General features: G+C 66.0%; 18 protein-coding genes. 10 read left to right on the top strand and 8 right to left on the bottom strand.

Features of this window, described 5'->3' with window-relative positions:
* Nucleotides 1-19: 19 nt before the first annotated feature.
* Entirely contained in the window at nt 20-1,138 is a 1,119-nt protein-coding gene (gene proB / locus GJG85_RS02965) for a glutamate 5-kinase (protein ID WP_050013885.1), read from the top strand.
* 98 nt (nt 1,139-1,236) lie between these two features.
* Here the strand turns inward: proB and GJG85_RS02970 are convergent, their stop codons facing one another.
* Nucleotides 1,237-1,845 (bottom strand): CNP1-like family protein, encoded by a 609-nt coding sequence (locus tag GJG85_RS02970; RefSeq protein WP_050013884.1) that lies wholly within the window; start codon nt 1,843-1,845, stop codon nt 1,237-1,239.
* Between the two features lie 13 nt (nt 1,846-1,858).
* Complete coding sequence (locus GJG85_RS02975; protein WP_050013883.1) at nt 1,859-2,503, bottom strand: RNA pyrophosphohydrolase; 645 nt, start codon at nt 2,501-2,503, stop codon at nt 1,859-1,861.
* A 218-nt stretch (nt 2,504-2,721) separates the two neighbouring features.
* Between GJG85_RS02975 and GJG85_RS02980 the strand changes: the two genes are divergently transcribed.
* Together GJG85_RS02980 and GJG85_RS02985 are read left to right on the top strand one after the other, a co-directional pair.
* On the top strand, nt 2,722-4,458 hold the full coding sequence (locus tag GJG85_RS02980) for a proline--tRNA ligase (RefSeq protein WP_050013882.1): 1,737 nt from the start codon (nt 2,722-2,724) through the stop codon (nt 4,456-4,458).
* A gap of 21 nt (nt 4,459-4,479) precedes the next feature.
* Nucleotides 4,480-5,088, top strand: coding sequence for a MarC family protein (locus tag GJG85_RS02985; RefSeq protein WP_050013881.1), 609 nt, complete (start codon nt 4,480-4,482; stop codon nt 5,086-5,088).
* Nucleotides 5,089-5,177: 89 nt separating this feature from the next.
* On the opposite strand, the gene GJG85_RS02990 is transcribed toward GJG85_RS02985, so the two are convergent.
* Both GJG85_RS02990 and ffh read right to left on the bottom strand, forming a co-directional pair.
* Entirely contained in the window at nt 5,178-5,729 is a 552-nt protein-coding gene (locus GJG85_RS02990) for a hypoxanthine-guanine phosphoribosyltransferase (RefSeq protein WP_023477519.1), read from the bottom strand.
* A gap of 94 nt (nt 5,730-5,823) precedes the next feature.
* A complete protein-coding gene (gene ffh / locus GJG85_RS02995; RefSeq protein ID WP_089488154.1) occupies nt 5,824-7,191 on the bottom strand; it encodes a signal recognition particle protein in 1,368 nt (455 codons plus the stop codon).
* An 89-nt stretch (nt 7,192-7,280) separates the two neighbouring features.
* Between ffh and ccsA the strand changes: the two genes are divergently transcribed.
* The 7 genes from ccsA to GJG85_RS03030 all read left to right on the top strand — a co-directional run bounded on the left by ccsA (nt 7,281) and on the right by GJG85_RS03030 (nt 15,218).
* Nucleotides 7,281-8,174, top strand: a complete 894-nt coding sequence (gene ccsA / locus GJG85_RS03000) for a cytochrome c biogenesis protein CcsA (RefSeq protein ID WP_050013879.1) — start codon at nt 7,281-7,283, stop codon at nt 8,172-8,174.
* Nucleotides 8,175-8,187: 13 nt separating this feature from the next.
* The gene (locus tag GJG85_RS03005; protein WP_204383652.1) at nt 8,188-8,514 is read left to right on the top strand and encodes a PP0621 family protein; all 327 of its coding nucleotides are present in this window, start codon (nt 8,188-8,190) and stop codon (nt 8,512-8,514) included.
* Entirely contained in the window at nt 8,511-9,101 is a 591-nt protein-coding gene (ampD, locus tag GJG85_RS03010; RefSeq protein ID WP_050013877.1) for a 1,6-anhydro-N-acetylmuramyl-L-alanine amidase AmpD, read from the top strand. The genes GJG85_RS03005 and ampD overlap by 4 nt, the downstream gene beginning before the upstream one ends.
* A gap of 452 nt (nt 9,102-9,553) precedes the next feature.
* Nucleotides 9,554-12,553: a ribonucleoside-diphosphate reductase subunit alpha gene (locus GJG85_RS03015; RefSeq protein WP_089488155.1), complete on the top strand. Its 3,000-nt coding sequence runs from the start codon at nt 9,554-9,556 to the stop codon at nt 12,551-12,553.
* 365 nt (nt 12,554-12,918) lie between these two features.
* Nucleotides 12,919-14,130 (top strand): ribonucleotide-diphosphate reductase subunit beta, encoded by a 1,212-nt coding sequence (locus GJG85_RS03020; protein ID WP_014898151.1) that lies wholly within the window; start codon nt 12,919-12,921, stop codon nt 14,128-14,130.
* A gap of 82 nt (nt 14,131-14,212) precedes the next feature.
* Nucleotides 14,213-14,539, top strand: coding sequence for a hypothetical protein (locus GJG85_RS03025; RefSeq protein WP_080334256.1), 327 nt, complete (start codon nt 14,213-14,215; stop codon nt 14,537-14,539).
* A 28-nt stretch (nt 14,540-14,567) separates the two neighbouring features.
* Entirely contained in the window at nt 14,568-15,218 is a 651-nt protein-coding gene (locus tag GJG85_RS03030; protein ID WP_204383653.1) for a histone H1-like DNA-binding protein, read from the top strand.
* A gap of 241 nt (nt 15,219-15,459) precedes the next feature.
* Here GJG85_RS03030 and GJG85_RS03035 read toward each other — a convergent pair whose 3' ends face one another.
* From GJG85_RS03035 to GJG85_RS03050, 4 genes are all read right to left on the bottom strand, one after another.
* Complete coding sequence (locus GJG85_RS03035; protein ID WP_006476977.1) at nt 15,460-15,933, bottom strand: glycine zipper 2TM domain-containing protein; 474 nt, start codon at nt 15,931-15,933, stop codon at nt 15,460-15,462.
* A 19-nt stretch (nt 15,934-15,952) separates the two neighbouring features.
* Nucleotides 15,953-16,891: a carbohydrate kinase family protein gene (locus tag GJG85_RS03040; protein ID WP_089488158.1), complete on the bottom strand. Its 939-nt coding sequence runs from the start codon at nt 16,889-16,891 to the stop codon at nt 15,953-15,955.
* 85 nt (nt 16,892-16,976) lie between these two features.
* Nucleotides 16,977-17,480 (bottom strand): thiol peroxidase, encoded by a 504-nt coding sequence (gene tpx / locus GJG85_RS03045; protein ID WP_050013872.1) that lies wholly within the window; start codon nt 17,478-17,480, stop codon nt 16,977-16,979.
* A gap of 71 nt (nt 17,481-17,551) precedes the next feature.
* Nucleotides 17,552-19,003 (bottom strand): zinc-ribbon and DUF3426 domain-containing protein, encoded by a 1,452-nt coding sequence (locus GJG85_RS03050; protein WP_204383654.1) that lies wholly within the window; start codon nt 19,001-19,003, stop codon nt 17,552-17,554.
* Between the last annotated feature and the right edge of the window lie 5 nt (nt 19,004-19,008).

Below are 19,008 nucleotides of genomic sequence, written 5' to 3' on the forward strand. Positions count from 1 at the left end.
ATACAGGAGACAGTGCAGGATGCGTTCGATCATCGCGGATTCGAAGCGATTGGTGGTGAAAGTGGGTTCCAGCCTCGTGACCAACGACGGCAAGGGGCTCGATCATGCTGCAATCGGCCGCTGGGCAGCCCAGATCGCCGCGTTGCGTGCGCAGGGCAAGGAAGTCGTGCTCGTCAGTTCGGGCGCGATTGCCGAAGGCATGCAGCGGCTCGGCTGGAGCAAGCGGCCGCGGGAAATCGACGAGCTGCAGGCCGCTGCCGCGGTCGGCCAGATGGGGCTCGCGCAAGTCTACGAGAGCCGCTTCACCGAGCACGGCATTCGCACTGCGCAGATCCTGCTCACGCACGCCGATCTGGCGGACCGCGAGCGCTACCTGAATGCGCGCTCGACGCTGCTCACGCTGCTGCGGCTCGGCGTCGTGCCGATCATCAACGAAAACGACACGGTCGTGACCGACGAAATCAAGTTCGGCGACAACGACACGCTCGGCGCGCTCGTCGCGAACCTGATCGAAGGCGATGCGCTGATCATCCTCACCGACCAGTCGGGGCTGTTCACGGCCGATCCGCGCAAGGACCCGAATGCGACGCTCGTCGGCGAGGCCAATGCGGGCGCGCCGGAGCTCGAGGCGATGGCGGGCGGGGCCGGTTCGAGCCTCGGTCGCGGCGGGATGCTGACGAAGATCCTCGCGGCGAAGCGTGCGGCCCACAGCGGCGCGAATACCGTGATCGCGAGCGGCCGGGAGTCCGACGTGCTCGTGCGCCTGGCGGCCGGCGAGGCGATCGGCACGCAACTGATCGCCCGTACCGCGCGGATGGCGGCACGCAAGCAATGGATGGCCGACCATCTGCAGGTGCGCGGCCATGTCGTGATCGACGCGGGCGCGGTCGAGAAGCTGACGGCCGGCGGCAAGAGCCTGCTGCCGATCGGCGTGATCGACGTGCAGGGCGCGTTCGCGCGCGGCGAGGTGATCGCGTGCGTCGGCCCGGACGGGCGCGAGGTGGCGCGCGGGCTCACGAACTACAGCAGCGCGGAAACGAAGCTGATTCACCGCAAGCCGAGCGGCGAGATCGAGACCGTGCTCGGCTACATGCTGGAGCCCGAACTGATTCATCGCGACAACCTCGTGCTGGTGTGAGCGCCGGCCAAATGCCGCCGTTCAAATGAAAAAGCCCGCGCGATGCGGGCTTTTTTGTCCGGCGGGAGGGCGATGCGGACGACCCGCATCGCGTGCCGTCAGCGCAACTGCGTCATCGCGGTGCGGTGGAACCGGATGTTTTCGAGGATCTGCCGGGTCGAGCCCTGCGGCATCTTGTTCGCGCAGAAGTAGTCCTGGTAGAGCGCGGAGTGGTAGGCGTTCAGCTCGCCGTTCTCGATGCGCCGCCAGTCGTTCTCGACGGTGCGATCCCAGCCGTTGTGGTCCGAGTTCAGGCCGGCGTACTGGCGCCATTCGTAGGTGTCGCAGCGGATGCCTTCGTAGTTCACGTTGCGCGCACCGGCCGGGCTCGTGACGACGACTGCGTAGCGCACGACGCCGTCGCTGCCGACCTCGAGGGACTTCGCATCGACGAAGAACTTCAGCGGTGTGTTCTGCGACACGTTGAACGGCAGCAGATCGCCCGTTTGCGGCAGCGGCGGCAGCGTGTCGACGGCGTTTTCCTTCCAGGTTCCCTGACGGTCGAGCAGGTACACGAACTCGCTGTCATCCTTGTTGGACGGCGCTTTCGAGTTCGCGCAGCCGGCCAGGGCGGCCATCGCGGCGATCGATGCGAGCGCGAGAGCAATCGCTTTCAATATGCATTCCTCGTAAAAAAAGGGCGCGACACCAAGGTCGCGCCCGGTCATGCAGTCCGACTCGTCACTTGCCGACGATCACGTGGGGCGGCATCTCGTCGAGCGTGCTCGCTTCCACTTCGATCTCCGAACAAACCACCGATGCGTCGACAATCGTCAGCGTTTGAGCCTGTGCGCCAATGACGCGCGGATAGCGCGACACACGCGGCCCGCGCGGCTTCTCGGCTCGCTGCGCCGGGCGGCGCAGGAAGCGCGACAGTTCCGTCAGCGCCAACTGATAGACATCCCGCTTGAACTCGATCACCGCATCGAGCGGTACCCAATACTCGTTCCAGCGCCACGCATCGAACTCCGGGTGGTCGGTCGCGCGCAAGCAAATGTCGCAATCGCGTCCAACCATCCGCAGCAGGAACCAGATCTGCTTCTGGCCGCGGTAATGACCGCGTACTTCGCGTTTGATGAACTTGTCAGGCACCTCGTAACGCAACCAGTCGCGGGTGCGGCCGATTATCTTGACGTGTTCCGGATGCAGGCCCGTTTCCTCGTGCAGTTCCCGGTACATCGCCTGCATGGGGGTCTCGCCGTACTTGATCCCACCTTGAGGAAACTGCCAGGAATGCTCGCGGAGCCGCTTGCCCCAAAACACCTCGTTGCGCGCGTTCAAGAGGATGATGCCGACGTTCGGGCGAAAGCCTTCACGATCCAGCATACAACCACCTTCGAATCCTTTAAAATTGCTTTGATTATAAACAGATAACGGGCGCTGCGCACCGTGACGGAGCGAATCCGCGCGGGGCACACCGGCTGAATTGTCCCTGATTAGTCTGCTACGTCATCTGCGCCATCGTCGTTCGCGGCGCGCCGCTTTTTCACCTTGAAACTTTTTCGGGCGCCCCGCCTGGGGGCGCCGTTTTTGGAACCGTCCGCATGAAAGCTTCCCGTTTCTTTATCGGCACCCTGAAAGAGGCACCCGCCGACGCAGAGATCGTCAGCCACAAGCTGATGGTCCGCGCCGGCATGATCCGTCGCGTCGCCGGCGGCATCTACAACTACCTGCCGGTCGGCCTGCGTTCGATTCGCAAGGTCGAGGCGATCGTGCGCGAGGAAATGAACCGGGCGGGCGCCATCGAGCTGCTGATGCCGGCCGTGCAGCCGGCCGAGCTGTGGCAGGAGTCGGGCCGCTGGGAGCAGTACGGCCCCGAGCTGCTGCGCTTCAAGGACCGCAAGGACAACGATTTCGTGATCGGGCCGACGCACGAGGAAGTCGTCACCGACATCGCGCGCAACCAGATCAAGAGCTACCGGCAGATGCCGGTGAACTTCTACCAGATCCAGACGAAGTTCCGCGACGAGATCCGCCCGCGCTTCGGCGTGATGCGCGGCCGCGAATTCATCATGAAGGACGCGTATTCGTTCGACAAGGATGCGGCCGGCCTGAACGAGTCGTACCGCAAGATGTACGACGCGTACGTGCGCATCTTCACGCGCCTGGGCCTCGAGTTCCGCGCGGTCGCGGCCGACAGCGGCTCGATCGGCGGCAACTTCTCGCACGAGTTCCACGTGATCGCCGATACCGGCGAGGACGCGATCGCGTACTGCCCGACGTCCGAATTCGCGGCGAACGTCGAGGCGGCCGAAGCGCTGCCGCTGACGCCTGAGCGCGCGGCGCCCGCCGAAGCGATGGAAAAGGTCGCGACGCCCGGCAAGGCGAAGTGCGAGGCCGTCGCCGAACTGCTGGCGATCCCGCTCGAGCGCACGATCAAGTCGATCGTGCTCGCGACCGACAACGAAGGCGCCGAGCCGACCATCTGGCTCGTGATGCTGCGCGGCGATCACGACCTGAACGAGATCAAGGTGTCGAAGCTGCCGGGCCTGAAGAATCACCGCTTCGCGACCGAGCAGGAAATCGTCGAGTGGTTCGGCACGCCGCCGGGCTATCTCGGCCCGGTCGGCACGAAGAAGCCGGTGAAGGTGATCGCCGACCGTACGGTCGCGAACATGAGCGATTTCGTCGTCGGTGCGAACGAGGTCGACTATCACATCGCGGGCGTGAACTGGGGCCGCGACCTGCCGGAGCCGGACGTCGCCGACGTGCGCAACGTGAAGAAGGGCGATCCGTCGCCGGACGGCAAGGGCGCGATCGACATCTGCCGCGGCATCGAAGTCGGCCACGTGTTCCAGCTCGGCACCAAGTACTCGGAAGCGATGGGCGCGACGTTCCTCGACGAGTCGGGCAAGCCGCAGCCGATGCTGATGGGCTGCTACGGCGTGGGCATCACGCGCATTCTCGGCGCGGCGATCGAACAGAACTTCGACGACCGCGGGATTATCTGGCCCGAGTCGATCGCGCCGTTCGAGGTCGTGCTGTGCCCGATGGGCTATGACCGCAGCGACATGGTGCGCGAGACGGCCGACAAGCTGTACGCGGAACTCGTCGCGGCCGGCATCGACGTGATCCTCGACGATCGCGGCGAGCGCCCGGGCGTGATGTTTGCCGACTGGGAGCTGATCGGCGTGCCGCATCGTCTCGTGATCGGCGAGCGCGGCCTGAAGGAAGGCAAGATCGAGTACCAGGGCCGCCGCGACGCCGAAGCGACGCTGCTGCCGGCCGACACGGCCGCGGCGACGGTCGCCGAAAAGATCCGCGCCGCGCTCGCGCACTAAGCGCGGCGACCGGGGGACACGATGGAATACACGTTCCTGTCGGCCACCGTGCTCCTCGTGCTGATCACGGATCCGCTCGGCAACATCCCGCTGTTCATCACGGCGATGCGGGATGTGCCGCGCGAGCGGCGCGTGAAGCTGATCCTGCGCGAAGTGGGGATCGCGTTCGTGATCCTGCTGTTCTTCATGCTGGTCGGCGACCGCTTCCTGCGGATGATGAGCCTCACCGACCTGTCGCTGCGGCTCGGCGGCGGGATCGTGCTGTTCCTGATCGCGCTGCGGATGATCTTCCCGCATCCGGACGGCGCGCTCGGCAGCGATCCGCGCGCGGGCGGCGAGCCGTTCATCGTGCCGCTCGCGATTCCGGCGCTGGCCGGGCCGTCCGCGCTCGCGACGGTGATGCTGCTGACGTCGCAGGCGCCCGGCAAAATGCTCGAGTGGGTCGGCGCGCTGACGGTCACGATGATCGTCTGCGCGATCACGCTGGTGCTGGCCGAACGGATTCAGGCGTGGCTCGGCGAGCGGACCGTCGCCGCGTTCGAGCGGCTGATGGGCCTCGTGCTCGTCGCGATCTCGGTCGAGATGCTGCTCGCGGGCATTCGCGCGTTCGTGCACCAGTTGCAGCCGTAGCGCGGGCGGCGCGGCGGGCCGACGAAAAAAAGCGGCGCTCCGGGCAACCGGAGCGCCGCTTTCTATTTATATAGCGGACAGCGCGGCGATCAGACGTTCGCGGTCAGCGCGCGGATCGTCGGCAGGTTGCGCCAGTAGCCCTTCGCGTCCATCCCGCAGCCGAACACGTAGCGGTCCGGCACCGAGAAGCCGCAGAAGTCGGGGTGCAGCGGTTTCGCCTTCGCGAGCGTCTTCTCGCACAGCACGGCCGACATGAAGCGCTTCGCGCCCATGTCGAGGATGCGGTCGCGGATCGCGGCCATCGTCTCGCCTTCGTCGAGGATGTCGTCGAGTACGAGCACGATGCGGTCCTTCACCGATTCGCGCGGCGCGACGCGCCAGTGCATCTCCGGGCTGCCCTGCGTCGTGTTGCGGTAGCGGGTCAGGTGGATGTAGTCGAATTCGAGCGGGAAATCGAGATGCGGCAGCAGCATCCCGGTAAACACCGCAGCGCCGCCCATCACCGAGAGAACGAGCGGGAACGCGTCGCCGATCTCGGCGCGGATCGCGTCGGCCATCTTCGAGATCGACGCATTGACGGCGTCGGCCGAGACGATCTCTTCGGAGTGGTCGAAAATGTGGAGGGCTTCTTCGCGGTTCATGTGTTCTGGCGGGCAGTCGGTATACAAATAAGGATGAAGCAGAACGGCAGGCGCGCGCTACGGCAAAAACCCGCGCGCCGGCCGACGGACGTAATCAGCGCATGCCGGGCATCATGCCTTTCAGGCCGCGCATCATCTTCTGCATGTTGCCGCCCTTCAGCTTCTTCATCATCGTACGCATCTGGTCGTACTGGTTCAGCATCCGGTTGACTTCCTGCACCGGCACGCCCGCGCCGGCCGCAATGCGGCGCTTGCGCGTCGCCTTGATGATTTCGGGTTTCGCGCGCTCGGCGGGCGTCATCGAGCTGATGATGCCTTCCATCCGGCGGATCGACTTCTCGGCCTGGCCCATGTCGGCGCCGGCAGCCGCCTGCTGGAATTGCGCGGGGAGTTTGTCCATCAGCGACGACAAACCGCCCATGTTCTTCATCTGCGAGATCTGCGCGCGGAAATCGTTCAAGTCGAAATCGCCGCCTTTCTTGACCTTGTCGGCGAGCTTCTGCGCGGCCTGGACATCGACGCCGCGCTGCGCTTCCTCGACGAGCGCGAGGATGTCGCCCATGCCGAGGATCCGGTTCGCCATCCGGTCGGGGTGGAACACCTCGAGGCCGTCGAGCTTCTCGGCGACGCCGACGAACTTGATCGGCTTGCCCGTGACGTGACGCACCGACAGCGCGGCGCCGCCGCGCGAATCGCCGTCGAGCTTGGTCAGCACGACGCCGGTGAGCGGCAGCGTGTCGTTGAACGCCTTCGCGGTGTTGACGGCATCCTGGCCGAGCATCGCGTCGACGACGAACAGCGTTTCGGCCGGCTTCAGCGCGCCGTGCAGCGCGGCGATTTCCTGCATCATCGCTTCGTCGATGCCGAGGCGGCCGGCCGTGTCGACGAGCAGCACGTCATGGTAGTGGCGCTTCGCCCAGTCGACGGCCGCGAGCGCGATGTCGACGGGCTTCTGGTCCGGCGTGGACGGGAAGAAGTCGGCGCCGACCTGCTCGGTCACCGTTTTCAGCTGCATGATCGCGGCCGGCCGATACACGTCGCACGACACCGTGAGCACCTTCTTCTTGTACTTCTCGCGCAGCAGCTTCGCGAGCTTGCCGACGGTCGTGGTCTTGCCCGCGCCCTGCAGGCCGGCCATCAGGACCACGGCGGGCGGTGTGACCGCGAGGTTCAGCTCGGCGGCCTTGCCTTCGTAGTCGCCGCCGATCACGGCGGTCAGTTCCTTCTGGACCACGCCGACGAGCGCCTGGCCCGGCGACAGGCTGCTGATCACTTCTTCGCCGAGCGCCTTTTCCTTGACCTTGGCGATGAATTCGCGGACGACCGGCAGCGACACGTCGGCTTCCAGCAGCGCGAGACGCACCTCGCGGAGCATCTCCTGCGTGTTCGCCTCGGTGAGCCGGGCCTCGCCGCGCAGCGTCTTGACGACGCGCGCCATCCGTTGAGTGAGATTGTCGAGCATGGGGAGCGATGGACAGTGGGGCCCGAAGGCGCGGCGGAACCGAACAAAGGGAGCCGTCGCGGGAAGGGGGCCTAGTGTAAACTTCGAACATGGATATTGTACTGTATGCCCTCACCGCATTCCTGTACGGCGGCCTCGCCGTCGCAGGCTGGCGCACGCATCGCCAGGGCGCGACGCCGCTCGTCGCGAGCGTGCCGGCCGTGCCGGTCCCTGCATCGGCCGCGTCCGGGATGAGCGGGGCCGGTCGCGCGCTGCTGTTCGCCGCGCTGCTCGCGCACGGCGTGCTGCTCCACATGACGATCTTTCCGAACGACGCGATGGTGTTCGGCTTCGCGTTCGCGCTGTCCGCGATGTTCTGGCTCGGCGCCGGCATCTACTGGATCGAGAGCTTCTTCTTCCCGCTCGACAGCCTGCGCCTGCTGGTGCTGCCGCTCGCGTGCGGCGCGTCGCTGCTGCCGCTCGTGTTCGGCGGCGTGCGGGTGCTGCCTTATGCCGCAGCGCCGCTGTTCAAGCTGCATTTCCTGATCGCGAACATCGCGTACGGCCTTTTCGCGATCGCCGCGCTGCACGCGATCCTGATGCTGATGGTCGAGCGGCGCCTGCAGTCGCTGCGGCACGGCGGGCGCGACGGCTCGACCGGCTGGATCGCGAGCTGGCTCGAAACGCTGCCGCCGCTGCTCACGCTCGAGAAGCTGCTGTTCCGCCTGATCGGCGCCGGCTTCGTGCTGCTGACGCTGACGCTCGCGTCGGGCATCCTGTTCAGCGAACAGGTCGACGCGCGCGCGTTGCGGCTCGACCACAAGACGGTGTTCGCGATCCTGTCGTGGCTGATGTTCGGCGGCCTGCTGGTCGCCCGCAAGACGTCGGGCTGGCGCGGCCGCGGCGCCGCGCGCTGGGTGCTCGTGTCGTTCGCCGCGCTGCTGCTCGCGTATGTCGGCAGCCGATTCGTGTTCGAGGTGCTGCTGCACCGCTCCGTGGTTTGACCGCAGGTTTCCGATGCGACAGATTCTTCTCCTGATCCTTCTCTTCTTCGCCGGTTCTTGGCTCGCGCGCAAGCTGCGCCACGCGCAGGAACAGGCGCAGGCGCGCACCGGCCGCGGCGCCGGTTACGACGGCGCGCCTGGTGCCGGTGCCGGTGCCGGTGGTGGCGCCGCGCGCCCGAACGGCGACGCGCGGTCGCTGCCCGAGCCGATGGTGCGTTGCGCCGAATGCGGCGTGCACGCGCCGAAGGGCGACGCCGTCGCCGCGAGCGGCGAATACTTCTGCAGCGCCGAGCATGCGCAGCGCCACGCCACGCGCGTGAACGGCCGCGACGCGCGATGAGCGACGCGCCGGTGTTGTCGGTCGACGCGAACGGCTGGGTGCGCGAAGCGCGCCATGCGCCGTCGCCGAACTTCGAGGCGCGGCCCGCGGGTGCGGCGCCGACGCTCGTGGTCGTCCACAACATCAGCCTGCCGCCCGGCGAATTCGGCGGCGACGCGATCGAGGCGCTGTTCCTGAATCGCCTCGACTGCGATGCCCACCCCTATTACCAGCGCCACCTGCGCGGCGTGCGCGTGTCCGCCCATTTCCTGATCCGCCGCGGCGGCGAACTCGTGCAGTTCGTGTCGTGCGACGAGCGCGCGTGGCACGCGGGCTCGTCCGAGTTCTTCGGCCGCACCCGCTGCAACGATTTCTCGATCGGCATCGAGCTCGAAGGCGCGGACGACGTCCCGTTCGACGATGCGCAATACGCGGTGCTCGCCGCGCTCTCCCGCGCGCTCGCCGCGCACTATCCGGTCGACGCGTTCGCGGGTCACTCGGACGTCGCGCCGGGCCGCAAGACCGACCCGGGCCCGCACTTCGATTGGCAACGCTTCGCGAGCGATGCCGGTTTTTCCGCCGAATACTTTCCTTTCCGTCAGCACTGATCGCGGGGTTTTTTGAGCGGAGAAAGTTTTTTCTCCGACCAATGCCTTGCCGTGTCTGCGCGCGAGCGATGTCAAGACCTTCGCCGCAAATTATCCGTTTGGACGTCCTCCGAATGTCCACTATACTTGGTGCCAGTTGAGCAGTTCTGTACTAGATATAGTGTGTGTCGCAGGGGAAAACCCGAGCGGCACCGGCCGGCGGGCAACGTCGGCGGACAGGGTTCTCACGGCGGCGCGTCAGGCCGGGCGGTCCGGGCGTCGCGACCAGCGCAGCGAACATCGACGGGGCAGGGTACACATGACGAAGCACACGACCGGCTGGGTTGTCGCGCATCGACCGAACCGGCTTCCCCGGCGCATCGCTCGCCTCTTACCGCTCGCGCACCGCATTGCGCAGCGTTCGTTTTAATCCGCGGTTCTCTCCGCACCATCCAACACCAGGAGCTTTGCACATGCAAACCACCGACAACGCGACGTCCCAGTACGAGAGCGCCTCGAGCCGTCCGCTCGGCGGGACCGAACAGGGCGCGAAGGCGCTCGCGCCGCAGGCCACGTTCGCCGACTACAAGGTGATCCGCCGCAACGGCAGCGTGGTGTCGTTCGAACCTTCGAAGATCGCGATCGCGGTGACCAAGGCTTTCCTGGCCGTCAATGGCGGGCAGGGCGCGGCATCGGCGCGCGTGCGCGAGCAGGTCGAACAACTGACGCACAACGTCGTTCGCGCGCTCGTGCGCAGCCGCCCGAACGGCGGTACGTTCCATATCGAAGACATCCAGGACCAGGTCGAACTCGCGCTGATGCGCGGCGGCGAGCACAACGTCGCGCGTGCGTACGTGCTGTATCGCGAGAAGCGTCACCTCGAGCGCCAGCATGCGGGCGAGGAAGCGGCGGCAGCGGGCGGCGAGTCGACCACCGGCATCAACGTCGTCGACAACGGCGTCACGCGCCCGCTCGACCTGAACGCGCTGCGCGCGCTGATCGTGTCGGCGTGCGACGGCCTCGGCGCTGCGGTTAACCCTGACCCGATCGTCGCGGAGACGGTGAAGAACCTGTACGACGGCGTGCCGATGAGCCAGGTCTACGACTCGGCGATCCTCGCGGCGCGCACGATGATCGAAAAGGACCCGGCGTACAGCCAGGTCACGGCCCGCATCCTGCTGCACACGATCCGTCGCGAGATTCTCGGCGAGGAAGTCGTGCAGGCCGAGATGTCGACCCGCTACGCCGAATACTTCCCGCAGTTCCTGAAGCGCGGCGTCGACGCCGGCCTGCTCGACGACAAGCTGCTGCAGTTCGACCTGAAGCGCCTCGGCGAAGCGCTCGACGCGAACCGCGACCTGCAGTTCGGCTACCTCGGCCTGCAGACGCTGTACGACCGCTACTTCCTGCACGTCGAAGGCACCCGCATCGAAATGCCGCAGGCATTCTTCATGCGCGTCGCGATGGGCCTGTCGCTGAACGAGATCGACCGCGAAACGCGCGCGATCGAGTTCTACAACGTGCTGTCGAGCTTCGACTTCATGAGCTCGACGCCGACGCTGTTCAACTCGGGCACGCACCGCTCGCAGCTGTCGTCGTGCTACCTGACGACGGTCGCGGACGATCTCGACGGCATCTACGAAGCGCTGAAGGAAAACGCGCTGCTGTCGAAGTTCGCCGGCGGCCTCGGCAACGACTGGACGCGCGTGCGCGCCCTCGGCTCGCATATCAAGGGCACGAACGGCAAGTCGCAAGGCGTGGTGCCGTTCCTGAAGGTCGTGAACGACACGGCCGTCGCGGTGAACCAGGGCGGCAAGCGCAAGGGCGCGGTCTGCGCGTACCTCGAATCGTGGCACCTCGACATCGAGGAGTTCCTGGAGTTGCGCAAGAACACCGGTGACGACCGTCGCCGTACGCACGACATGAACACGGCGAACTGGATTCCCGACCTGTTCATGAAGCGCGTGATGGAAGGCGCCGACTGGACGCTGTTCTCGCCGTCGACCTGCCCGGACCTGCACGACAAGTTCGGCGCCGAATTCGAGAAGGCTTACACGGCTTACGAAGACAAGGTCGCGCGCGGCGAGATCAAGCTGTTCAAGAAGATCCCGGCGCAGCAGCTGTGGCGCAAGATGCTCGGCATGCTGTTCGAGACGGGCCACCCGTGGATCACGTTCAAGGATCCGTGCAACGTGCGCTCGCCGCAGCAGCACGTCGGCGTCGTCCATTCGTCGAACCTGTGCACGGAAATCACGCTGAATACGAGCGACACCGAAATCGCGGTGTGCAACCTGGGCTCGGTGAACCTCGTCGCCCACCTGGTGAAGCAGGCCGACGGCAGCTACGCGCTCGACCACGACAAGCTCAAGCGCACGATCAGCGTCGCGATGCGCATGCTCGACAACGTGATCGACATCAACTACTACGCGGTGCCGAAGGCGCGTAACTCGAACCTGAAGCACCGCCCGGTCGGCATGGGCATCATGGGCTTCCAGGACTGCCTGCACCTGCTGCGCACGCCGTACGCGTCGCAAGAGGCGGTCGAGTTCGCCGACCGTTCGATGGAAGCCGTCTGCTACTACGCGTACTACGCGTCGACCGAGCTGGCCGAAGAGCGCGGCCGCTACTCGAGCTACCGCGGCTCGCTGTGGGATCGCGGCATCCTCCCGCAGGACACGCTGAAGCTGCTGACGGAGGCGCGCGGCGGCTACGTCGAGGTCGACACGTCGGAATCGCTCGACTGGACGACGCTGCGTTCGCGGATCGCCGCGCACGGCATGCGCAACTCGAACTGCGTCGCGATCGCGCCGACGGCGACGATCTCGAACATCATCGGCGTGTCGGCCTGTATCGAGCCGACCTTCCAGAACCTGTACGTGAAGTCGAACCTGTCGGGCGAATTCACGGTGGTGAACGAGTACCTCGTCCGCGATCTGAAGGAACGCGGCCTGTGGGACGAAGTGATGGTCGCCGACCTGAAGTATTTCGACGGCATGCTGTCGCGCATCGACCGCATCCCGGCCGACCTGCGCGCGATCTACGCGACCGCGTTCGAGGTCGACCCGACGTGGCTGGTCGAAGCGGCATCGCGTCGCCAGAAGTGGATCGACCAGGCGCAGTCGCTGAACATCTACATGGGCGGCGCGTCGGGCAAGAAGCTCGACGAGACCTACAAGCTCGCATGGCTGCGCGGCCTGAAGACGACCTACTACCTCCGCACGATGGCGGCGACGCACGTCGAGAAGTCGACGGTCGCACACGGCGCGCTGAACGCAGTGCCGACGGGCGGTGCGGGTGGCGGCTCGAGCAGCGGCGGCGCGCAAGGCGCGGCGGGCGGCTTCGGTGCGGCGGGCGGTGCGTCGTCGGGCGCGGTCAACGCGGCGCCGGCACTCGCGCCGGTCGAAGCGGATGGTCCGGTGTGCACGATGCGTCCGGGCGACCCCGGCTTCGACGAGTGCGAAGCGTGCCAGTAACGCAGTGCGCCTGACCTGAGAAGCAGGCCTGCGCGGCGCACACGACGACCGATCGAGGTTGAAGTGTGCGCCGCGCTCAACTAAAAAAATGATAAGGAATCTGTAACGCGACACCTGCGTTGCAGGCAATGACAAGCGATCGAAACATCTCCGACGGCGTCGCGTTTCGATCGGCGTTCGATGCGTCGAGCGCACCTCGCGATACACGCGCGACTCACATCGCGCGCTGCATGAACGACGATGCGTTGCTCAAAGTGTTGTATCGAGGTCGCAACGCGAATCGAAAAAAGGATTTTTCGTGAGCGAACCCTTTTATCGCTCAGGAAAAGATGGTACAAACCGTTCTAAATTGATGGTGAGAATTTATGCTCAACTGGGATGACGAGAAGACTGCCGTAACCCCCGCGAGCGGAGCGCAGCAAAACGCGATGCGCACCTCCGCCGGGATGGCTGTCGGAATGCAGGCTGCAACGCCTGCCGCCCATCAGGTCCGCGACATTTTCGAAGGCGATCTTGCGGTGCCGCCGCAAGCATCGGCTGTTCCCGCCGGCGGGTCGGAAGCGCGGGTCAATGTCGCCGACAAGCGCATCATCAACGGCCAGACTGACGTCAATCAGCTGGTGCCGTTCAAGTACAAGTGGGCGTGGGAAAAGTATCTGGCCGGTTGCGCGAACCACTGGATGCCGCAGGAAATCAACATGTCCCGCGACATCGCACTGTGGAAGGACCCGAACGGTCTGACCGAGGACGAGCGCCGCATCGTGAAGCGCAACCTCGGCTTCTTCGTGACGGCCGATTCGCTCGCGGCGAACAACATCGTGCTCGGCACGTACCGCCACATCACGGCGCCGGAGTGCCGGCAGTTCCTGCTGCGCCAGGCGTTCGAGGAAGCGATCCACACGCACGCGTACCAATACATCGTCGAATCGCTCGGCCTCGACGAAGGCGAGATCTTCAACGCGTATCACGAGGTCACGTCGATCCGCGCGAAGGACGAATTCCTGATCCCGTTCATTCATACGCTGACGGACCCGGCCTTCAAGACCGGCACGCTCGAAGCGGATCAGAAGCTGCTGAAGTCGCTGATCGTGTTCGCCTGCATCATGGAAGGCCTGTTCTTCTATGTCGGGTTTACGCAGATCCTCGCACTCGGCCGCCAGAACAAGATGACGGGTGCTGCAGAGCAATACCAGTACATCCTGCGTGACGAGTCGATGCACTGCAACTTCGGCATCGACCTGATCAACCAGATCAAGCTCGAGAACCCGCATCTGTGGACCGCGGAATTCCGCGCCGAGATCCGCGAGCTGTTCAAGCAGGCTGTCGAACTCGAATACCGCTACGCCGAGGACACGATGCCACGCGGCGTGCTGGGTTTGAACGCGTCGATGTTCAAGAGCTATCTGCGCTTCATCAGCAACCGCCGTTGCCAGCAGATCGGCCTCGACCCGCTGTATCCGAACGAGGAAAACCCGTTCCCGTGGATGAGCGAGATGATCGACCTGAAGAAGGAACGCAACTTCTTCGAGACGCGTGTGATCGAGTATCAGACGGGGGGCGCGCTGTCCTGGGAATAACCCGCAGCAGCGAACCCGTTACATGATGGAGCAGCCGGTGGCCTCTCGGCCCTGGCCCAAGGTTTAGGAGCAAGAACGCCTGATGCAAAGCATGCCCGGTGCCTTAACGGCCCAACGATACGACAGGCACTTTGCGAACCCTTCAGTGGGATGGGCAAACTTCCCTCCGGAAAAAGCGGACGGCCGTGTGGCGGTCCGCTTGATCAAGCGATTAGGGGTAGCGGCGCGAGGTGCGCCGGCTACCGACTTGATTTGGCGTGCGAGGCCATGGGGTCACGCGCGCCATACCGTATTCATTAGCGTAAGCGCGCGGTATCTGCGTACGCCGATGAATAGCCCGCTTCGAAGCGCACGTCCTGAACAGCGTCCGCGGGAAGCGGGTTTTGACGAAGGGTGTAGTTTGAACTGACTCTCATCTGAACCTGAAGGAGAACAACATGGCTACTGCCAAGAAGAAACCGGCTGCTAAGAAGGTTGCCGCCAAGAAGACCGTTGCGAAGAAGGCTGCTGCGTCGGCGAAGAAGGCCGCAGTGAAGAAGGTTGCTGCGAAGAAGGTCGCGGTGAAGAAGGTTGCCGCGAAGAAGGCAGCACCGGCGAAGAAGGCCGCTGCAAAGAAGGTCGCTGCAAAGAAGGTCGCAACGAAGAAGGTTGCAGCCAAGAAGGTCGCAGCGAAGAAGGCGGCACCGGCCAAGAAGGCCGCTGCGAAGAAGGTTGCAGCCAAGAAAGTCGCAGTGAAGAAGGTTGCTGCGAAGAAGGCGGCACCGGCGAAGAAGGCTGCCGCCAAGAAGGCCGCACCGGCGAAGAAGGCTGCTGCGAAGAAGGCTGCGCCGGCGAAGAAGGCTGCTGCCAAGAAGGCCGCGCCTGCGAAGAAGGCTGCCGCGAAGAAGGCTGCGCCCGCCAAGAAGGCTGCCCCTGCGAAGACGGCTGCCGCACCGGCGAAGAAGGCTGCTGCGCCGAAGAAGGCCGTCGTGAAGAAGGCTGCGCCGGCAACGACCGCGTCGACCGCATCGGTTGCGCCGGCATCGGGCGTGAAGACCGCGCTCAACCCGGCAGCCGCATGGCCGTTCCCGACCGGCAGCCGTCCGTAATCGCGGCTGAGCAGCATCACCCGGACACGCACGTGGTGTCCGTGGGTTGAGTAGCGCTACTCAATCAATCCCGCCATCTGGCTCAGATGGCGGGATTTTTTTCGTTCGCACGAGTCGCCGATGGGCCGCCGATGAGCTGGCCGACGCGGGCGCGGATGAAAACGGGCGGACGAAAAAAAACGCATGTGCGGCTTCGCACATGCGTTCGACCGCGGCTTGCGCCGCGCGCTGAGGATACCGGTTAGTGCGTGACGCGCGTGACGCCGCCGCTCGACAGCAGGCGTACGCGCTCGCCGGCGCGGAATGCTTCGCCGCTGGCTGCCTGCGTGATCGAGCGCAGATCGCCGTTGTCGAGGCGCACGGTAATTTCGACACCGTTCGCCGTGCTGAGGTTTTCGCCGACCGCGTTACCCGCGACCGCGCCGACGAGGCCGCCGGCAATCGCCGTCAGGATCGAGCCTTTGCCGCCGCCGATCGCGCTGCCCGCGACCGCGCCGAGCGCGCCGCCGCCGAGCGTGCCGATCGCGCTGCCGCCGCCGTCGGACTGGATGCGCACCGCACGGACGCTTTCGACCGTGCCCATGCGGACCGTCTGTTCGCGCTGCGCCTGGCCGACGCTATAGACATCCGCCGAACCGGGTGCCGTGAAGCAGCCGGCGAGAGTCAGCGTGGCCGTCAGCATGGCCGCGAGCGTGAGGGTTTTTTTCGTCAACATCTTTGCTCTCCCACAATATTCATTTGAGACTGTAACCGAACGCAGTCTCGAAGCGTGCGTCGATTTCGGCGCGCGTCAGGTCGTAAGTCTGGGGCCCTTGATGGGCGATCTTGAGGGAGCCCATCAGGCTCGCGAGGCGGCCGGTGGTTGCCCAGTCGAGGCCGTGCTCGATGCCGTACAGCAGGCCGCCCCGGAAGGCGTCGCCGCAGCCGGTCGGATCGGCGATGCGCTCGGCCGGCACGACCGGAATCTGCTCCGCACCCTGCTTGTGGCGGATGGTCGCGCCGTGCTCGCCACGCGTGATGACGAGCGCGTCGACCCGGCTGGCGATTTCATCTTCGGACCATCCCGTCTTGTCGCTCACCAGCTTGGCCTCGTAGTCGTTGACCGCGACATAGGTCGCAAGTTCAATGCTGCGGCGCAGCGTCGCACCGTCGAACAGCGGCAGGCCCTGGCCCGGATCGAACACGAACGGCACACCGGCCTTGGCGAGCTCTTCCACGTGCTGCACCATCCCGTCGAAGCCGTCCGGACCGACGATCGCCAGCTTGATGTCCGGCGCGTCGCCCGCGTGGTTCAGGTGCGACTGCATCATCGCGCCCGGGTGGAACGCGGTGATCTGGTTGTTGTCGAGATCGGTCGTGATCATCGCTTGCGCGGTGTACGTATCGGGTAGCACGCGAACGTGATCGCGGCGCAGGCCGAGCTGGTCGAACCGATCGAGATACGGCTGCGCGTCGAACGCGCCCATCGTGGCCATGATGCGCGCATCGCCGCCGAGCAGGTGCAGCGCGTAGGCGATGTTGCCCGCGCAGCCGCCGAATTCGCGGCGCATCGTCGGCACGAGGAAGCTCAGGTTGATGAGGTGCACCTGGTCGGGCAGGATGTGCTCGCGGAACCGCCCTTCGAAGGTCATGATGGAGTCGTAGGCGATCGAGCCGCAAATCAGCGTAGCCAAGGTGTGCGTTCCTGTAGAAATGAGGGGCCCTGCGCGACAACGCCGCGCGAAGGGCGCGGCGCGGCAGGGGAAAGCGGAAGAAAGCTTACTTCAGTGCGGCGAGCGCTGCATCGTAGTTCGGCTCGTCCTTGATTTCGCCGACGAGTTCCGCATGGATCACCTTGTCCTGCGCGTCGAGCACGACCACCGCGCGTGCGGTCAGGCCGTTCAGCGGTCCGCTCGTCACGTCGACGCCGTAGGCGTTCGCGAACGCGCGGCCGGTGCGGAACGTCGATGCCGTCACGACGTTCGCGAGGCCTTCGGTCGTGCAGAAGCGCGTGGCGGCGAACGGCAGGTCGGCGGACACGACGATCACGACCGTGTTGTCGAGCGACGACGCGGCTTCGTTGAACTTGCGGGTCGACGTCGCGCAGGTCGGCGTGTCGAGGCTCGGCACGATGTTCAGTACCTTGCGCTTGCCGGCGAAGCTGGCGAGCGTCAGATCGGCGAGATCCTTGCCGACCAGCTTGAAATCGGCGGCTTGCGCGCCGACGGCCGGGAATGTGCCGGCGAGATCGATCGGGTTGCCACCCAGCGTAACTTTGCTCATGTTCGTGCTCCGAAATAGCGCGCCGCTCGGGCGCGCGGGTTGAGACGGGCGCGCAAGCGCGCCGCGGCGCGTCACGGATAGAAGATCTGGACGCGGAAATTCGAGGCGGGCGTGCCGTTCGTTTCGAGGCGGACGACCATCGTCTGCGTCGTGCCGGGCGGCAGCCCGGCGTCGATCGGCGTGCCCGGGCGCACGTAGTCGCGCGGCGCGAGCACGCGGCGCACGGTGACGTGATTGGTGTCGTCGAGCAGCGTGAGTTCGAGCGACGGGTATGCGAGCGCGACGCGGTAGCGGTTCGTCAGCGGCACCTTCAGTTCGAGCTCGCGCGGGCCGTCGAGCTGGCGCAGGTCGGTCGGCTCGAGCCGCAGCCCGTCGATCGCGCGCGGCGGCGTGACCGTGCAGCCGAGCGGCGCGCACGCCTGCCGGAACCAGCCCTGCGTGACGGGCCAGTAGATCATTAGCGTCTCGCGCTGCCACCACGCCAGTTGCGCGACGAGCAGCCCGACCAGCGCGGCCGCGACGAGGCCGCCGAAAAAGCCGCCGAGCATCCCGCGTCGCTGCGGCGCGCGCGTCTCGCGCGTGACGGCGAAGTGCGGGCGATCGTCGTCGGTCAGGGCGGCGGGGAAGGGGGCGACCGGCTGGGCGACCGGTTGGACGTCGGGCTGGGCCGGCGGTTGGGTGACCGTCCGGGCGACCGGTTCATCGGTTGCCGCCGCGGTCGACGCGTTGTCGTGCCGGGTGAAGGTGCCGGGTTCCGATGCGGTCTCGGCTTCGGTGAAGGCCGGTGCGGGCGTGAACGCGAAACGGGGTTCGCGCGGCGCGCGTTCGTCGTCCGGCGCCACGAAGTGCGCGGGGACGACGGGTTCGATCGGCGCGGGTTCGACCGGTCCGGCGGCGGTTTCCGTGTCGGACGGAACGTGAGCGACGAAGCGGGGCTCGCGCGGATCGCGCTCGACGGGCGCGATGGGTACGGGCGACGGCGCGGCTTCTTCGGTTTCGTGCGGTTCGTGCCGCGTCTGCGGCGAATGCGGTTCGGCCGGTTGCTCGACGGCAGCCGAAGCATCGAGCTCGGCCGGCGACGACGCGAACGGCTCGGGCGTACCCGACAGGTGGACGACGCCCGCTTCCGTGGACGGCAGCGCGAGCGGTATCAACGGCTCGGTTCGCACGGTCTCGACGCTGTGCTGCAGCGACGGATCGACGCCGGCGTCGAGCCACGGCGCCCACATGTCCCAGCCTTCCGGCTTGTAATCGGCGCCGGTCGGCAATTCGGGCGGCGCGTCGGCGGTGAACAGCCGGGCCGGGGCGGCCTGCTGCGGATGCGCGTCGCCGCCGTGCGGCGCGGCAGCCGGCTCGGTTAATGCCGGCTCGGGCTGCGGCGCGTACTCGGGAACGAGCGATTCGGCGGCGTTGAAGACTTCGTGGCAATGGCCGCAGCGCACGAGCCCCTGATGCAGCGAGAGCTGTTCCTGCTGCAGCCGGAAGACGGTTTCGCAATGAGGGCAGCGCGTCGCAAGAAGCATGTCGA

The sequence above is a fragment of the Burkholderia sp. MS389 genome (assembly GCF_016899425.1).
Taxonomy (GTDB): domain Bacteria; phylum Pseudomonadota; class Gammaproteobacteria; order Burkholderiales; family Burkholderiaceae; genus Burkholderia; species Burkholderia sola.

Coding starts and splice junctions, on each gene's coding strand:
- GJG85_RS02975 (WP_050013883.1), bottom strand. CDS start 2,503: ATGCTGGATCGTGAAGGCTTTCGCCCGAACGTCGGCATCATCCTCTTG.
- ffh (WP_089488154.1), bottom strand. CDS start 7,191: ATGCTCGACAATCTCACTCAACGGATGGCGCGCGTCGTCAAGACGCTG.
- GJG85_RS03005 (WP_204383652.1), top strand. CDS start 8,188: ATGCGACAGATTCTTCTCCTGATCCTTCTCTTCTTCGCCGGTTCTTGG.
- GJG85_RS03030 (WP_204383653.1), top strand. CDS start 14,568: ATGGCTACTGCCAAGAAGAAACCGGCTGCTAAGAAGGTTGCCGCCAAG.
- tpx (WP_050013872.1), bottom strand. CDS start 17,480: ATGAGCAAAGTTACGCTGGGTGGCAACCCGATCGATCTCGCCGGCACA.
- GJG85_RS02970 (WP_050013884.1), bottom strand. CDS start 1,845: ATGACCGGGCGCGACCTTGGTGTCGCGCCCTTTTTTTACGAGGAATGC.
- GJG85_RS02990 (WP_023477519.1), bottom strand. CDS start 5,729: ATGAACCGCGAAGAAGCCCTCCACATTTTCGACCACTCCGAAGAGATC.
- GJG85_RS02985 (WP_050013881.1), top strand. CDS start 4,480: ATGGAATACACGTTCCTGTCGGCCACCGTGCTCCTCGTGCTGATCACG.
- ampD (WP_050013877.1), top strand. CDS start 8,511: ATGAGCGACGCGCCGGTGTTGTCGGTCGACGCGAACGGCTGGGTGCGC.
- proB (WP_050013885.1), top strand. CDS start 20: ATGCGTTCGATCATCGCGGATTCGAAGCGATTGGTGGTGAAAGTGGGT.
- GJG85_RS03035 (WP_006476977.1), bottom strand. CDS start 15,933: ATGTTGACGAAAAAAACCCTCACGCTCGCGGCCATGCTGACGGCCACG.
- GJG85_RS03025 (WP_080334256.1), top strand. CDS start 14,213: ATGCAAAGCATGCCCGGTGCCTTAACGGCCCAACGATACGACAGGCAC.
- GJG85_RS03050 (WP_204383654.1), bottom strand. CDS start 19,003: ATGCTTCTTGCGACGCGCTGCCCTCATTGCGAAACCGTCTTCCGGCTG.
- GJG85_RS03015 (WP_089488155.1), top strand. CDS start 9,554: ATGCAAACCACCGACAACGCGACGTCCCAGTACGAGAGCGCCTCGAGC.
- GJG85_RS02980 (WP_050013882.1), top strand. CDS start 2,722: ATGAAAGCTTCCCGTTTCTTTATCGGCACCCTGAAAGAGGCACCCGCC.
- ccsA (WP_050013879.1), top strand. CDS start 7,281: ATGGATATTGTACTGTATGCCCTCACCGCATTCCTGTACGGCGGCCTC.
- GJG85_RS03020 (WP_014898151.1), top strand. CDS start 12,919: ATGCTCAACTGGGATGACGAGAAGACTGCCGTAACCCCCGCGAGCGGA.